We start from the raw sequence: 16,580 nt of genomic DNA, 5'->3' as shown, positions 1-16,580 counted from the left end.
TTTTGTACAATCATTCTCCTCATGCTGATGCAGCACGCTGCTGCACAGGCGCCCGTTGCTGCTTTTACTTCAGATAAGCAGTCGGGCTGTGCGCCACTTCGTGTAAGTTTCAGAGACCAGAGTACCGGCGATCCCAAATACTGGAGCTGGGATTTCGGCAATGGCGAGTTTTCAAATCTGCAGAATCCTTCAGTAAATTTTGCGCCGGGTACCTGGACGGTAACCCTCACCGTAAGAAACGGGAGCGGAGCAAATGCCGTTACCAAAACAGACTACATCACGGTGAACACTTCTCCTACGGCAAACTTCACGCAGGCCGCTGCTCCCAATAACATTTTCTGTACGCCGGGTACGGTTCAGTTCAGAGACCTGAGTACCCCCAGCCCCGGATCCACCATTTCACAGTGGCATTGGGATTTTGGAGATGGCACCACTTCAGATCAGCCCAATCCGCCAAAGACCTATACAGATCCCGGCTTCTACACTGTATCGCTCAAAGTAACCAGCAGTACGGGTTGCGAAGCATCGAGAGGTGCTGCGAGATATATCCGCATTGTATCGGGTATCACACCCGGCTTTACTTTCAGCGATCCTGGTACCTGCCGCCCTCCATTCAAGGTTACGTTCAACAATCAAACCAGCGGTCCGGGTAAACTAACTTATCAATGGGATCTTGGAAATGGAGTTACATCCACGGACATCAACCCCGCTACCACCTATACAACTGCCGGAAATTATACTATTACACTTATTGTGAAAAGTGAATACGGATGCGAAACCCGTATGCAGAAAACAATTTCACTCACAGGTGTTGCTACTAACTACAATGCTCCAGCAGCGGCCTGCCTTAACACGCCGGTTACATTCACCAATGCATCTGCTCAAACACCGGTAAGCACATTCTGGAATTTCGGTGACGGATCAACAGCAGATGGAACAGATGCCACACATGCTTTCACAGCTCCCGGTACCTATCAGGTGAAGATGATCAACCAATATGCAGTCTGCAAGGATTCAATCACCAAATCCATTTCAGTAAATGCAGAGCCGGTAGTGAATTTCAGTGCACCGGTTACCGGAGCATGTAAGCCGAACCTCACTGTCAATTTCGCTGATGCCTCTCCGGGAGCCACGGACTGGCAATGGGATTTTGGTGATGGCACCACAGGCACAGGCAAAAATCCTGTACATACGTATACCACCCAGGGAGATTTTGATGTTTCGCTCAAAGTAACCACTGCCGGAGGTTGTACGGGAACACTCACCAAACCAACTTACATCAGAATCAGACAACCGATTCCACATATAACCAATATCCCTGCTGGCGGATGTCTGGATCCGGACTTTGTATTTACTGCGATGCCCAGTGTTTTTGCAGTAGATGGCGTACACGATTATAATTGGGATTTTGGTAACGGCGTTACACGAACAGGCAGAAACCCCGGGCCGGTTACCTATACAACTGCGGGCGTATTCCCTGTTACCCTTTCTGTTATTACCAACGGAGGTTGTTCAGGCACTGTAACCTATGCGGATGGCGTAAAAACCGGCCATAAACCTACCGTTACTTTCACCTCATCAACAACAAGTGTCTGCGGCCGCAGTTTTGTGAAATTCACCAACACCAGTGTGAACACAGAACAGTGGCTCTGGGATTTTGGGGACGGCACCACTTCCACTGATGAAAACCCGTCTCACTCTTTTCCTGCAACCGGAACATACAACGTTACACTAACGGCTTATCATAATTTGTGCGCCGCAACTTCTGCTCCGCTTGCCATTGTAGTAAAACCTCCGATCGCTGATTTCGACAGCAAGGTCGATTGCATCAATACCGGTACTGTTCAGTTTACTGATCTGTCGGAAACCACGCCCAGTCCGGCTCCTGAGTATACCTGGGATTTTGGTGATCCTTCTGTTCCTCCGCAGCCCAACGTTAAAAACCCCGTTGTGAAATATCCGGGGCCAGGTTCCTACGACGTAAAACTTACAGTGAAGAACGGAGTATGTTCCAGCGCAAAAACAAAAACCATTCATATCTATAAGGAAACGGCTGAGATCGAAATCGATCAGACGACCGTCTGCCTCAATGAAACAGTTACGCTCAGGGCCAAAGTCAGCAATCCGGACAATATCAGATTTTATCATTGGCAAATCAATGGTGGAGCATTTGTGAACGGGGCTGCTGTGATCACCTATACCAGCCCTATTGCACGTACGAATACCGCTAAACTCAAAGTGTTCGATAAGAATTCCTGCCCCATTGACGCTACTGCTGGTGTCAGCTGGACTGTATCTGGTCCGAAAGCATTCTTTACACCAGCGTCTTATGAGGTCTGCAAGAATAAACCTGTTACATTCAGAGATCAGTCCACTTCTCCGACTCCCATCACCAAATATCATTTCGATTTCGGGGACGGGAAATCAGCAGATTTCACTGCGGCACCATTTACCCATGCTTTTGCAGATACCGGTCTGTTCATTGTTAAGATGACAGTCTTTACCGGCAACTGCAGCAACAGTTACACACTCACCCGCGCTATACACGTAGGAAGCCCTACTCCGGGATTCAAAGCAGACTACACTACCGCATGTCCAAAATCAGATATACAGTTCACTGATACAGCTTCGGGTACTGGTTTACGTTATAAGTGGGAATTCGGAGACGGATCAACCAATACCCAGCAAAATCCGAAATATGCTTATCAGGGGACTGATGCGAATTACACGGTAAAACAGGTAGTGACAGATGCACTCGGATGTGCTGATTCTGTGATCCGCAACAACTACATCACTATCAGAAAACCAAAGCCTGCTTTCGACGTTGCCGACACCACCACTATCTGTCCGCCATTGCGAACCAGCTTTGTGTTCAAAGGGCAGGACTATGAATCGTTCGTCTGGGATTTCGGAGATGGCAATACCAGCACATTGGATAATACCGATCACTTCTACAATCAGTTCGGCACCTATACAGCCAAGCTGTATCTCAATGGCCCCGGCACCTGCGTTGATTCTGCAAGCGCCATTATCCGGCTGGTAAATCCCAACACTGCCACTGATATTGCTTTCACCGCAGCAACTGCCTGCGACGAACTCACTGTTGATTTCAATATCACCACACCGGATTATACAAAATTCACTTTCGTATTTGGTGATGGGGTAACTGACAATACGCAGTCGAAAACACTTCGCCATACTTACAATACGCCCAACAATTACAGACCTGCTGTAGTATTGACAGATGCACAGCAATGTCAGGTTACCGTTGGTGCAAAGAACACTATCCGCATTCTCGGAGCAGAAGTGATCTTTGGAATGGACAAAAAGAAATTCTGCGATAACGGGCAGGTGTTCTTCACCGATTACACGCGTCCGCGGCAGGATCCCATCAAGTCAAAGGTCTGGGACTTTGATGATGGTACTCCACCTTCCACCGAAACCCATCCCACCCATACCTTCACGCAACCTGGAAAATATCTGGTGAAGCTCACCGCCTTCACCGATGGCAACTGCAAGAGTGAAATGGTAGATACCGTGCGCGTGTACCGCACACCATCACCCGTGATCAACAGCGACGCCAGTGTATGTGCAGGCAATCAGCTCAACCTCAAAGCAGGCCTTGCCGTAGCAGACACTTTCACCATCTGGAAATGGGATCCCGGCGCCAGTTCGGCAGACAACATCGATGTGAGATACAATCAGCCGGGCACTTACAATGTGAAACTCGAAGCCACCAATATGCTCGGCTGTAAAGGCAATACCAGCAAAGACATCACGGCAACACCGCCGCCCGGCATACAGCCCGGCAGCAATCAGATAATTCCGATCGGCGGAAGCATTGCACTGCCTATGACATACACCGGCAATATTGTTACATACAACTGGACGCCCGCAGCCGGACTGAGCTGCACCGACTGTGCTACCCCCACTGCATCACCGAAAACCGATACGAAGTATACGGTTCGGGTAACCGATGATGCCGGCTGCAGCAATACGGCCGACATAGCTGTAAGCGTGCAGTGCAACGACAAGAATTATTTCATTCCGAATACCTTCTCTCCCAACAACGATGGACATAACGATGTGTTCTATCCCCGCGGATCGTTCATCAGCCGCATCAGCAGCATGAAGATCTTCAACCGCTGGGGTGAACAGATTTTCGAGAGAAGAAATTTCGATGCGAATGATCCAAAAGCCGGATGGGATGGCACCATCAAAGGAAAGCCCGCCAATCCGGATGTATACATTTATCTGATAGAATTCATTTGTGAAAACTCAGCTATCGTTCCGTTCCGCGGAAACATAACGCTGTTAAGATAAGAGCTCATTCCTGTGATACACCATTGATCATCTTTGAAATTGTTATCTATGAGAACCCGAATGAAACCGAAGAGAATTGCTTTACTGTGCACCCTCCTCTGCGCAGCTGTGACTGCGCATGCGCAGGACATTCACTTTTCACAGTTCTTCGAAGCCCCGCTGCTTCGCAATCCCAGTCTGGCCGGCATTTATACCGGCGATATCCGTGTACAGGGCGTGTACCGCGACCAATGGAACAGCGTTACCAATGCCTATCGCAGCGGATCTTTGAACGCCGAATACAAAATGCCTGTAGGGAAAAGCGACGATTTCATCACAGCCGGTCTGCAGGTACTGTTCGATAAAGCAGGGACCGTAGGCCTCACCACTTCGCATTTTCTGCCAGCCATCAACTACCATAAATCGCTGAGCAACGAAAAAGTGATGTACCTGTCGCTGGGTTTCATGGGAGGCATGGTGCGCAAGCATCTCGATCTTGCCAAAATAACCACCAACGATCAGTATGGTCCGGGCGGATTTGAACCCACACTTCCCAACGGCGAAGCGATCAACGCTCCCAACTTCACCAGCTGGGATGCAAGCGTAGGTATGAGTTTCAACACCACTTTCGGAGAGGGGCAACGCAACAGCATGTTCCTCGGAGCAGCCTATCATCACCTGAATCGTGCAAAGAATTCTTTCTACAAAGACCCTAAAGTGGAGCTGCAACCGAAATATGTTTTTTCCGCAGGTGTGCGGATGGATATCGATGATTATTCTTTCTTCACCCTTCAGGCCGATCAGAGCATACAGGGAAGTTTCAACGAAACCATCGGTGGTGCACTCTACGGATATAAGATCGGCGACTCGCCCGATGAGCCGCTGTACACTGTTCAGGGTGGCGCATTCCTTCGCTGGAAAGATGCACTCATTCCAGTTATCAAAATAGACAGGCACCCGCTGTCGGTTGCCATCAGTTACGATGTGAATGTATCGCAGCTCAAAACCGCCAGCCAGGGCCGTGGTGGCTTCGAATTATCACTTTCCTGGATCGGGTTTCTCGACCGGAACAATCCCCAGCGCGACCAGGTGTTGTGTCCGAAATTCTAATTACATTTGAAACCCATCAAAGGAAAAATGTACCATGAAAATCGAGACCGGCCTTCAGGCGCCTGACTTTTTACTGTACGACTCTGCTAAAAACAAAGTGGCGCTTTCCGACTTCAAAGGCAAACAGAATGTGTTACTCCTTTTCTTTCCGCAGGCTTTCACAGGTACCTGCACCAAAGAGCTATGCAGTGTAAGGGATCATATCGAAGATTACAACAATGTGAATGCACAGGTTTTCGGCATCAGTGTAGATTCTATTTTCACGCTCGCCAAATACAAAGAAGAACAGGCATTGAACTTCCCGCTGCTCAGCGATTTCAATAAAGAAGTATCTGCTGATTACGGTAGCCTCTACGATACATTTGTGTTCGATATGAAAGGGGTGAGTAAACGCTCTGCCTTTGTTATCGACAAAGAAGGTATTGTACGATATGCACAGGTGCTCGAAAATGCCGGCGATATCCCCGACTTTACAGCCATCAACGAAGTACTGACTAGTCTGAGCTAACCATTATTTGACCGAAATCAAACCAGCAATGGTTTAACATACTCAAACTGCCTGATCCTCAGGCAGTTTTGCTTTTGGGGAAACGCTGCTTAAAGGAATGTTAAACCCCTCAAAGGGGACAGCCAATTGAAAATCAGGCTTTCAGAATTGCGAAATCAGTTGTAAATTTGGTTAAAAGGGTCTATTTTGGATCAGACAAGAAAAATATCTGCATGAAGATTTTTTACACTTTGTCCATTATCCTGTTCTTTACCCTCCAGCTTAACAGCCAGGCGAGTACTTATACACCGATGAATGAACCGGTGGCTAAGATCGTTAAATTCTATCCCAACCCCGCTACCAGCTACATCACTTTCGAAATAGAACGCGACGCTGACAAGAACTATACTTTCCAGATCTACAACATGCTGGGTAAAAAAGTATATGAGACTACGAATATCAGCCCACGCAATGTGATCAGCCTCTCCGATTTCTACCGCGGATTGTACATCTTCCAACTGAAAGATAAATCAGGCAAACTGATCGACAGCGGTAAGTTTCAGGTATCTAAATAATCAGCATACTGAACTATTGCTGAAACATCCCCAGAATATCAGCATTCAATACTTACAACAGCCGCCTCACCTTCAGCGGTTCGGATGCAAGCGGGTATGCCGTTGGTGATCTTCAAATATGTTGCACGAAAGCGCGGCAATAGCATATCGCCCAATCCTACCTCCTACAGTTCACCGGAGCCACCACTCTGCCAGGCATATTTGTCGGCACCAGTGGCATACCCGCCTGCATCATATCCATTCACCCACAAAAAAACCTGCAAGGTTTTCACGATGCAGGTCTTCTGATATGCTTGCAATAATATTAATCAACCTGAATGATCAGGAATTTCAGGTAATGCGTATTCTCCCATCCCCATACGATCGGGTGATCGGCTGATTGCGGCTGAAAGCAAACCTGTCTGATCTTTCTTCTCGCATCTTTCGCTGCCATCTGAATGATCTCCAGAAACAGATCCGGCTGAACCAGATTGGTGCAGCTCGATGTTACCAGAAAGCCGCCGGGTTTTACCAGTTTCATTCCACGGAGATTGATCTCTTTGTAACCGGTGATGGCTTTCTGAATATTCTCTCTCGTTTTGGTAAAGCTCGGCGGATCGAGCATCACCACATCGTATTGTCTTCCTTCTTTCGCCCACTGTTTCAGTTTATCGAAAGCATTCTCTGCTTCGAACTTTACGATGTTTTCAACACCGTTGAGTTTGGCGTTGCGATTGGCCTGCGCTACTGCATTCTCAGAAATATCCAGTCCCAGTACGCTTTTGGCGCCATAGGCTGCTGCATGTATTTCAAATGTTCCGGTGTAGGTGAATGCACCGAGTACATCGGCTCCTTTTACGATATGCTGAATGGCACGGCGGTTATCCTGCTGATCGAGGAAGTAACCGGTTTTTTGTCCGTTCTCGATGTCTACGAGAAACTTCAGTCCATTTTCATTGATGGTGATCTTCGTATCGAAAGGCTCAGATAAGAATCCTTTGATCTGCTGCAATCCTTCCAGTTCACGAACAGGTACATCATTGCGTTCGTAGATGCCTTTGGGAGTGAAGATCTTATTGAGAGCCGCTACGATAGCGGGTTTCCACTTATCGATACCGAGTGCCAGAGTCTGAATTACAAAGTAATCGTTGAACTTATCGATGATCAGCTGAGGAAGCAGATCTGCTTCACCGAAGATCAGGCGGCAGTTTTCGGAGTACCCGATCTGCTGGCGGTAGTTCCAGGCCTGCAGCAAACGGCGATAAAAGAAATCTTCGTTGATGGTTTCATTTTTGTCGCGCGTGAGCAACCGGATGAGTATCTGACTGGCAGGGTTGATATATCCCTTACCTACAAATTTTTTATCGTGGGTATATACTTCAACAATATCACCGGGGTCCACTTCTCCATCTACCGTGTTCACTTCATTGGCGAAGATCCAGGGGTGCCCGTTGATCACCACGCGAGGACTGATCTTCTTCTTTAGAGTCGCTTTTATCATGGCGCAAAAGTAAACTTATTATGTTTTAGCTGGGTTTCTTAAATTGCACCCATAATGGAAAAGTTTATCGTTTCGGCAAGGAAGTACCGGCCTCAGACCTTTGATACGGTGGTTGGGCAGGGGCATATTACCACTACACTGAAGAATGCCATCAAGAATCAGCAGCTGGCGCATGCCTTTCTGTTCTGCGGTCCCAGAGGTGTGGGTAAAACAACCTGTGCGCGTATTCTGGCCAAAACGATCAACTGCGAAAATCCGGGAGATGATGGCGAAGCATGCAATGTGTGCCACAGCTGCGTTTCGTTCAACGAGGGCACATCCCTCAACATCCATGAGCTCGATGCTGCCAGCAACAACTCCGTGGATGATATCCGTACACTGGTAGAGCAGGTAAGGTTCGCGCCGCAGGCGGGCACTTACAAGGTGTACATCATCGATGAGGTGCACATGCTCAGTTCTTCGGCCTTCAACGCCTTTCTGAAAACGCTGGAAGAGCCCCCCGGATATGCCATCTTCATTCTGGCTACCACCGAAAAGCACAAGATCCTTCCCACGATCCTGAGCCGATGCCAGATCTTCGATTTCAAAAGAATTACGACCAACGATACAGTAGAACATCTCGATCAGATCTGCAAAAAGGAAGAAGTGAATGCCGATAAAGCAGCGCTGCACCTGATTGCACAGAAAAGTGAAGGATGTATGCGTGATGCACTCAGCATCATGGACAAGATAGTGAGTTTCACCAACGGAACCGTAAGCTATCAGAACACACTCGAACACCTGAACATTCTCGATGCGGACTACTATTTCCGTTTCATGGAAAGCATGCTGGCACAGGATCTTGGCGCGGCAATGCTTTTGTACGATGATATCGACCGCAAAGGGTTCGAGGGCGATCTGGTACTGAACGGATTTGCAGAATTCATCCGCAACCTGCTGGTGTGTAAAGATGTGAAAGTGGCCAATCTGCTGCAGGTAGTGGAAAGTTTCAAGGACCGCTACATTGCCATGGGCAAGCAGGTTTCAGTGGCCTGGCTGATCAATGCACTGAACATTCTGAACGAAGCCGAAATAGGTTTCAAGTCTGCCCGCAACAAGCGACTCCATATAGAACTGGTGCTCATCAAGCTCAGCTATCTCTCTCAGGCGATAGAGCTGGGTGGAGATGAAAATGGTAAAAAAAAAGTAGTTGATACAGCAAAACCCGTAGCCTTCCGTCAGATCCCGGTAATCGGAGCAGCGCCTGCCAGGGCAGCAGCTAAGCCGAAAGCCGCTCCGGAAGCGGAAGCCAGGCTGATCATCGAAGAAACACCCGCCAGAAAACCATCGGCAGCGGCACAGAATCTGCCGCCCGTTCAAACGGCGTCCACTCCACAAACCGCCACCACCGACCAGACAGCGAAAGTGAAACTGGGGGGACTGGCCAGCATCCGCCAGCAGTTTGTAGGCAAGGGGCCAAAAGCTGCCGGAGACCCCATCGCACTGAGCGACGAGAGACTGCAGGCAGCATGGGAGAATTTCACCCAGCAGCTGCGCGATACCAAGAACCCGGCCTCTCAATCTTTTGTGATGGCCAGACTACAGATCAACAACCACCAGCATTTTACGATTGTAACCAATAATAACCTGGAACAAAAGTTCATCGAAGGCGAAAGAAGACCGCTGAGCGAATACCTCTGTACGGTTTTCAACAACCGCTCTCTTCTCTTTGTGATAGAGGTAGATGAAAACGTAGTTTATCAGGAGACCGCCGAAAAAACCGTAACCAGCCGGGAACAGTTTATTGCCATCATTGAAGAATATCCACTGATCAGAGAGCTGAAAGACAGACTGAGACTGGAACTTGACTTTTAACGGGTTGCATCGGCAACCACTGCCAATTCAACATAATGTATTGCATACAGTTCAATGACTGTTCAGCATTGTCAATTCCCTATTTTGCTGTAATTTCGACCCTCGATCAGAAAAATAGCATTCAAATTCAAATCAAGAATATAAGTTATGGCTGAAGTGATCCTAATGCCCCGCCTGAGTGATACGATGACCGAAGGTGTGATTGCGGCCTGGCATAAAAAAGTTGGCGACCCTGTGAAAAAAGGTGATCTCCTGGCTGAGGTGGAAACCGATAAAGCAACCATGGAGCTCGAATCTTATAAAGATGGTACATTACTCCATATCGGTACCGAAAAAGGTGGCAAGCTCCAGGTGAACGACCTGCTGGCTATCATCGGTAACCCGGGTGAAGATATCAGTACACTCATCAAAGGTGGCGCTGCTGCCGCTGCTCCTGCTCCCGCAGCTGAGCAACCAGCCGCTCCCCAACAAGCCGCAGCCCCTGCACCACAGGCCGCACCTGCCGCAGCACCAGCTGCTGCAACTGCACAATCGATGGACCTCTCCACAGTTCCTGAAGTAATTCTGATGCCGCGCCTCAGCGATACCATGACGGAAGGCGTTATCGCAGCATGGCACAAGAACGTAGGTGACTCCGTAAAGAAAGGAGACCTGCTGGCTGATGTTGAAACAGACAAAGCCACCATGGAACTCGAAAGCTATAAAGAAGGTAAATTATTATACATCGGCGCACAGAAAGGTGATAAAGTAGCGGTGAACGATCTGCTCGCTATCATCGGTGATGCCAGCAAAGTAGATGTAAACGCTATCGTAGCTGCTGCCAAAGGTGGTGGCGCTCCAGCTGCTGCTCCTGCCGCCGCTGCACAACCTGCTGCTGCCGCGCAGCCCGCTGCAACCACCAGCGCCCCTGCTGCCACTGCATCTTCAGACGAAGATGGCCGCGTAAAAGCATCCCCACTCGCTAAAAAGATCGCCAGCGATAAAGGCATCGATCTTTCCAAAGTTGCCGGCTCCGGCGACAACGGAAGAATTGTGAAGAAAGACATCGACAATTACGTTCCCGGTGCAGCTGCTCCTGCTGCTTCAGCAAGCACTGCTGCTTCAACTGCCAGCATTCCATCAGCTCCTGTTGGTCAGGAAAGCTATGAAGAAGTGCCTGTTTCTCAGATGCGCAAAGTGATTGCGAAGCGTCTGGCAGAAAGCAAATTCACTGCTCCTCACTTCTACCTCACCATGGAAATAAACATGGACAAAGCAGTAGAAAGCAGAGCAAAACTCAACGAAGTATCTCCTGCAAAAATATCTTTCAACGATTTCGTGTTGAAAGCATGTGCTATCGCATTGAAGAAACACCCGAAAGTAAACAGCAGCTGGAGAGGCGATAAGATCCGCATCAACCATCACGTAAACATCGGTGTGGCAGTTGCCGTAGAAGAAGGCCTCCTCGTTCCTGTAGTTCGCTTCGCAGACACCAAAACACTGAGCCAAATCGCTTCGGAAGTGAAAGTGTATGCACAGAAAGCGAAAGAAAAGAAACTGCAACCTTCGGACTGGGAAGGAAATACTTTCACCATCTCTAACCTCGGCATGTTCGGCATTGAAGAATTCACTGCCATCATCAACTCACCCGATGCATGTATCCTCGCAGTAGGAGCCATCAATCAGGTGCCTGTTGTTAGAAACGGACAGATTGTAGTAGGAAACGTAATGAAAATAACCCTCAGCTGCGACCACCGTGTGGTGGACGGCGCTACAGGTGCGGCTTTCCTGCAAACACTGCAAGGTCTGCTCGAAGAACCACTCACCATGCTGGTGTAATAGCAAGAATGATTTCAACTATCATAGAAAAGTCCCGCAATTGCTGCGGGACTTTTTATTTGCAAGAAGATTTACAGAATACTTACTTCAATCCATTCACAAACGGCACAACAGTCTGTATCAGTTCAGGTACCAGCGGCAATTCAGGTTTTGAGTAAGTGGCAATATTTTTCGGCCTGTCTGTTTCGCTTTGTTTGAAGATATGGTTCATGCCTTCGATGATCTTCATCGTAGCTTTTGGCAGTGCTTTGTGCAGCAATTCAGCATCTTCTACTTTCACCTGAATATCTGTAGAGCCCTGCAGAATCAGCACCGGCATATTGAGTTTGCTGATCAGCTGCTGCGGATCATAAGCAAACCAACTCTTCAGGTAAGGTTGTATCGATGGCCTGAAAACAGCCATCAGATAAGGAGGAACCGAAATAACCGACTCGCCTTTGCTGAGCGAATCTATCATGCGTCCCGCACGATCGGCTTCTTCTTTTCCAAGTACGGGCAACAACTGTGCATTCAGCTGATCTTTCAGCGCGTCGGCTGCTCCCCTGCCTAATCCTGCCAATGAAATATATGCAGCAGTGTTTGCTTTTTCTGCCGCAATCATTCCTATCAGCGAACCTTCGCTGTGTCCGGCTATGATTACTTTGGAAAACCGTTTATCGCGTTGCAGGTTTTGCGCAATGGCCGTGGCATCATTTACATAATCTTCGAAGCGCATATCGGCTTCGGGTTTCATGGCAGCTGCACTTGCGGCTACGCCACGCTTATCGTAGCGCAGCGTTGCTATGCCGGCATTATTCAAACCTTCGCCCAGTAATTTTAGTGAGTTGTTCTGGGTAAGTGCGCTGTTGCCGTCGCGGTCCGTAGGGCCCGAACCGGCAATGATCAGCACTACCGGCATCGGCCGGGAATGCGGAGGTACGGTAAGCGTGCCATAGATCTTACCGGAAGGCGAATCGAGCACCACAGAATCTTTCACCTGCGCCATAGCTGGAATTTTGATCAGAAATAATAAACAGCCTAACAGGGCAATTGCAATCCGGGACATAGCATAAAGTTTATACTTACAAGTTACAACAACATTGGCGGTTACTGTGCAAATAGCTTAAATTACAATAATATGCTGCAACGCTCTACCATACAGCTCTTGCGGTTTCACTTCTCGTTTTTTCTGTTGCCGGTTTACCTCTTTGCTTTGGGCATGGTTCCGGTGATGGATACAAAAGCAGCATGGCTGGTATTCATCATACTTCATTTGCTGGTGTATCCGGCAAGCAACGGATACAATTCTTATATGGATCGCGATGAAGGAAGTATCGGAGGACTGGAGAAGCCCATGCAGCCTACAAAGCAGCTGTTCTATGTAACTATTGCAATGGATCTGCTGGCAGTTGTTCTCAGCTTCTTCATCAGCACCATTTTCGCAGCAGGCATAGTTGCATACATACTTGCATCACGCGCGTATAGTTACAGAGGCATCAGACTGAAACAATATGCTGTTGCGGGATATGCAACGGTTGTGCTGTTCCAGGGAGCCGTTACATTTTTTCTGGTATACCATGCGTGCAGTGAAGACAAATCGTTGAAAGCCCCGCCTGGCGGCATAATTGCAGCTGCATTGCTGATCGGGGCATTCTATCCCATCACACAGGTATATCAGCATGAGGCCGACAGAAAAGATGGCGTGCAAACACTCAGCGCACTGCTGGGCATTCGGGGCACTTTCATTTTCACTGCCTGCCTCTACGCGGCTGCCATGGTTGTGCTGGCCTGGCTTTTTTGGCAACGGCACCAGTCCATGAATTTTTACATCATAGCAACCGCAATGTTGCCTGCACTCGTATATTTTTTCAGCTGGGCAAGTGCAGTGTGGAAGAATACGTCCATGGCAGATTTCAGGCGCACCATGCAGATGAACCTGATCGCATCCCTTTGCTCTAACCTGGCATTCCTAATCATTTTAACAGGGAGGTTTATTTGAGCAAGATCATATCAATAGGAACCGCAGTGCCCGCATGGAAGCACCGGCAGGAAGACATCCTGCAATTCATGCTTCCTGCCTATTCACTAACAGGAACGGAGGAACGAAAATTAAGATTTCTCTATCATCAGAGTGCCATCAGTACGCGACACTCTGTGATACCGGATTACAGCAGACCGGTTTCCGAATGGAAATTCTATCCACAGACAGAAAATCTCGATCCCTTCCCTTCGCTTGAAACACGCATGCAATGGTACCAGCGCTATGCAGCGCCACTTTCCGTTGATGCTGTGCGCGATTGTTTACAGGGCGTTCACTCCTCCAAACAGATCACACATCTCATTACAGTGAGTTGCACCGGCATGAGTGCGCCGGGCCTCGATCTTCAACTCATCGAACTGCTCGATCTGAACAAGAACACCTGGCGCAGTTCAGTGAACTTCATGGGTTGTTATGCCGCCATTCATGCAATGAAAATGGCAGATGCTTTTTGCAAAAGCGATCCACAAGCACGTGTACTGATCGTATGCACAGAACTCTGCACCCTGCACTTCCAACGCGAACCTACTCCGGATAATATCGCCAGCAGTCTTCTTTTTGCCGATGGCAGCGCAGCTGTGATGATAACAGCCGATGATGATGAACAACCCGGCCTGCTGCTCACCAACTTCTACAGCGAGATTATACCCAAAGGGAAAAAAGATATGGCATGGGAGCTTTCGTCGTCAGGTTTTCAAATGACGCTCAGCAACTACATCCCGGAGCTGTTGAGTGAAGACTTTGAAAACCTTACCCTGCGCGCATTACAGCAGGCCTCGCTGAACAAGGAAGCTATCACCGGCTGGTGCATACATCCCGGAGGCAAGCGCATACTCGAAGCCATCGCAAAGAGCTGCGGACTGCAGCAACACGCGCTTGAAGAAAGTTATGATGTACTCAGGCAGTATGGCAATATGAGTTCAGCTACTATTCTTTTTGTACTGAAGCAACAGATGCAGCAATGGCGCAACCGGCCTGCTGAAAATACCTGCATTTTCGGAGCGGGCTTTGGTCCGGGCCTCACCATGGAAACATTTATTGCGAAAGATCAATTACAGTAAATTGTCATGCGCCAACGAAGTCTTCAGTTAGAACTGCTCGATCAGCCGGATATACCAGCCGAAGATATCCGTCGCAATATGTACGAGCTGAACATCATAAACACTTGGTTGGGAGGACATGCTATCACTATCGCAGGTATTAAGAAATTGTTATCAGGAAAGAAACGGATATCCATATGCGAGATTGGATGCGGAGGCGGCGATAACCTGCTCGCAATTGCTGGATGGTGCATGCGAAATGGAATTGAGGCATCCTTCACCGGTATTGATATCAATCGATGGTGCATCGAAACCGCTCAAGAAAAATGGCAGCAGCAATCTGTGATGCCCGGTATCGAAAAACCACAGTTCATCGTATCAGATTACCGTCTGGCGCAGTTTTCGACGAAACCGGATATTATTTTTTCGTCTCTTTTCTGCCATCATTTCACCAATGAAGAACTGGTGCAGCAACTGCAATGGATGCAGCGCAACGCTTCTACCGGCTTCTTTATCAACGATCTCCACCGGCATCGGGTGGCCGAATTTTCCATCCGTCTGCTCACTCGACTGTTCTCGCGCAGTTACCTTGTAAGGCACGATGCACCCCTCTCTGTTAAAAGAAGTTTTGTTAAAAATGACTGGAAAGATTTATTTCAACAGGCAGGATTCAGTAACTTTTCCGTTCAATGGAAATGGGCATTTCGCTGGCTCGTGACAGTGATAAACAATTAAACCTTCATAGCAGCTTCCTTTGAATAAGGAATCAACATACGATGTTGCCATCATTGGTGGAGGTCTGGCCGGCCTCGCTCTTTCCATTCTGTGCGCCCGCGCAGGATATCATACCATTCTGTTTGAAAAAGAGCAGTACCCCTTTCACAAAGTATGCGGTGAGTATATCAGTCTCGAAAGCTGGAACTTTCTCGAAGAGCTCGGCGTTCCGCTAAGCGATATGCAACTGCCATTGATCAACCGGGTACTCATCAGTTCTCCCAACGGAAAATATGTGGAGAGTGCGCTCCCGCTCGGCGGATTCGGCATCAGCCGTTTTACCCTCGATCACCTGATGGCCGGCATTGCACGCCGCGAAGGCGTTACCATACTCGAAAACACCAAAGTGAATGATGTGGTGTACCGTCATCAGGCCAGCATGGTGTTCAGCTCCAACGGAAGTTTTGAAGCCACTGTGGTAGCAGGCTCATTCGGCAAGAGAAGCAATCTCGACGCCAAATGGAAACGAACTTTCACGCAGGTAAAGCCTAATCCGCTCAATCATCTGGTGGGAGTGAAATATCATATCCAAACCTTCTTCCCCGACGACCTCATCGGATTGCATAATTTCGAGAACGGTTACTGCGGCATATCAAAAATTGAAGAGAATAAGTATTGTTTGTGTTATCTTACAACCGCATCCAACCTAAGGAAAAGTGGCAACGATATTGCCGAAATGGAAAGAACCATTCTCCGGAAGAATCCATTTCTAGATAAGATTTTCGCCACAGCCCGTTTTCTTTATCAGGAACCTGTTACAGTATCCCGCATATCCTTCAACAGAAAGACCCAGGTGGAAAACCATCTGCTGATGCTGGGCGACGCTGCCGGCATGATCACACCGCTTTGCGGAAACGGAATGAGTATGGCGCTGCACAGCAGCAAACTGGCATTCGAAGAAATGAGTCAGTTTCTGCAGGGCAGAATCAACCGGTACGAAATGGAAACCCAGTACACTCAGCAATGGGAAAAACAATTCAACCGCAGACTTCAGACCGGTCGTGTTTTGCAGCAATTCTTCGGCAACGGAATCCTATCCAATTATCTTATCGCATCATTAAAACCTTTTCCGAAACTGGTTTCTTTTTTGATCAGACAAACCCACGGCAAACCTTTCTGAAAC

Annotated in this window: 12 protein-coding genes; 10 read left to right on the top strand and 2 right to left on the bottom strand. The window is 48.3% G+C overall.

Features of this window, described 5'->3' with window-relative positions:
* Nucleotides 1-21 precede the first annotated feature (21 nt).
* From HHL16_RS07170 to HHL16_RS07155, 4 genes are all read left to right on the top strand, one after another.
* Entirely contained in the window at nt 22-4,323 is a 4,302-nt protein-coding gene (locus tag HHL16_RS07170; protein ID WP_169424447.1) for a PKD domain-containing protein, read from the top strand.
* Between the two features lie 48 nt (nt 4,324-4,371).
* Nucleotides 4,372-5,412: a PorP/SprF family type IX secretion system membrane protein gene (locus HHL16_RS07165; RefSeq protein WP_169424446.1), complete on the top strand. Its 1,041-nt coding sequence runs from the start codon at nt 4,372-4,374 to the stop codon at nt 5,410-5,412.
* A gap of 34 nt (nt 5,413-5,446) precedes the next feature.
* Entirely contained in the window at nt 5,447-5,920 is a 474-nt protein-coding gene (locus HHL16_RS07160) for a redoxin domain-containing protein (RefSeq protein WP_169424445.1), read from the top strand.
* A 212-nt stretch (nt 5,921-6,132) separates the two neighbouring features.
* Nucleotides 6,133-6,474, top strand: coding sequence for a T9SS type A sorting domain-containing protein (locus HHL16_RS07155; protein WP_169424444.1), 342 nt, complete (start codon nt 6,133-6,135; stop codon nt 6,472-6,474).
* A gap of 304 nt (nt 6,475-6,778) precedes the next feature.
* On the opposite strand, the gene HHL16_RS07150 is transcribed toward HHL16_RS07155, so the two are convergent.
* Nucleotides 6,779-7,954, bottom strand: a complete 1,176-nt coding sequence (locus HHL16_RS07150) for a class I SAM-dependent rRNA methyltransferase (protein ID WP_169424443.1) — start codon at nt 7,952-7,954, stop codon at nt 6,779-6,781.
* A 54-nt stretch (nt 7,955-8,008) separates the two neighbouring features.
* Between HHL16_RS07150 and HHL16_RS07145 the strand changes: the two genes are divergently transcribed.
* Together HHL16_RS07145 and HHL16_RS07140 are read left to right on the top strand one after the other, a co-directional pair.
* The gene (locus HHL16_RS07145; protein WP_169424442.1) at nt 8,009-9,808 is read left to right on the top strand and encodes a DNA polymerase III subunit gamma/tau; all 1,800 of its coding nucleotides are present in this window, start codon (nt 8,009-8,011) and stop codon (nt 9,806-9,808) included.
* 147 nt (nt 9,809-9,955) lie between these two features.
* Nucleotides 9,956-11,626, top strand: coding sequence for a pyruvate dehydrogenase complex dihydrolipoamide acetyltransferase (locus HHL16_RS07140; protein ID WP_169424441.1), 1,671 nt, complete (start codon nt 9,956-9,958; stop codon nt 11,624-11,626).
* A gap of 82 nt (nt 11,627-11,708) precedes the next feature.
* Here HHL16_RS07140 and HHL16_RS07135 read toward each other — a convergent pair whose 3' ends face one another.
* Nucleotides 11,709-12,671 (bottom strand): alpha/beta hydrolase, encoded by a 963-nt coding sequence (locus HHL16_RS07135; RefSeq protein WP_169424440.1) that lies wholly within the window; start codon nt 12,669-12,671, stop codon nt 11,709-11,711.
* Nucleotides 12,672-12,743: 72 nt separating this feature from the next.
* On the opposite strand from HHL16_RS07135, the gene HHL16_RS07130 reads away from it, so the two are divergent.
* From HHL16_RS07130 to HHL16_RS07115, 4 genes are read left to right on the top strand one after another with little or no spacing between them, the layout of a single operon-like run.
* Nucleotides 12,744-13,604: a UbiA family prenyltransferase gene (locus tag HHL16_RS07130; RefSeq protein WP_169424439.1), complete on the top strand. Its 861-nt coding sequence runs from the start codon at nt 12,744-12,746 to the stop codon at nt 13,602-13,604.
* On the top strand, nt 13,601-14,704 hold the full coding sequence (locus tag HHL16_RS07125) for a type III polyketide synthase (RefSeq protein WP_169424438.1): 1,104 nt from the start codon (nt 13,601-13,603) through the stop codon (nt 14,702-14,704). Before HHL16_RS07130 ends, HHL16_RS07125 begins: the two co-directional genes overlap by 4 nt.
* 6 nt (nt 14,705-14,710) lie before the next feature.
* Nucleotides 14,711-15,418 carry a methyltransferase domain-containing protein gene (locus HHL16_RS07120; protein ID WP_206022274.1) on the top strand — a complete coding sequence of 236 codons (708 nt, stop codon included), beginning with the start codon at nt 14,711-14,713 and terminating at the stop codon, nt 15,416-15,418.
* Between the two features lie 19 nt (nt 15,419-15,437).
* The gene (locus HHL16_RS07115; protein ID WP_169424437.1) at nt 15,438-16,577 is read left to right on the top strand and encodes an NAD(P)/FAD-dependent oxidoreductase; all 1,140 of its coding nucleotides are present in this window, start codon (nt 15,438-15,440) and stop codon (nt 16,575-16,577) included.
* The last annotated feature ends 3 nt before the right edge of the window (nt 16,578-16,580 follow it).

The organism is Pseudoflavitalea sp. G-6-1-2 (genome assembly GCF_012927185.1).
GTDB lineage: Bacteria > Bacteroidota > Bacteroidia > Chitinophagales > Chitinophagaceae > Pseudobacter.
This window is presented reverse-complemented; position numbering and strand designations above follow the sequence as displayed.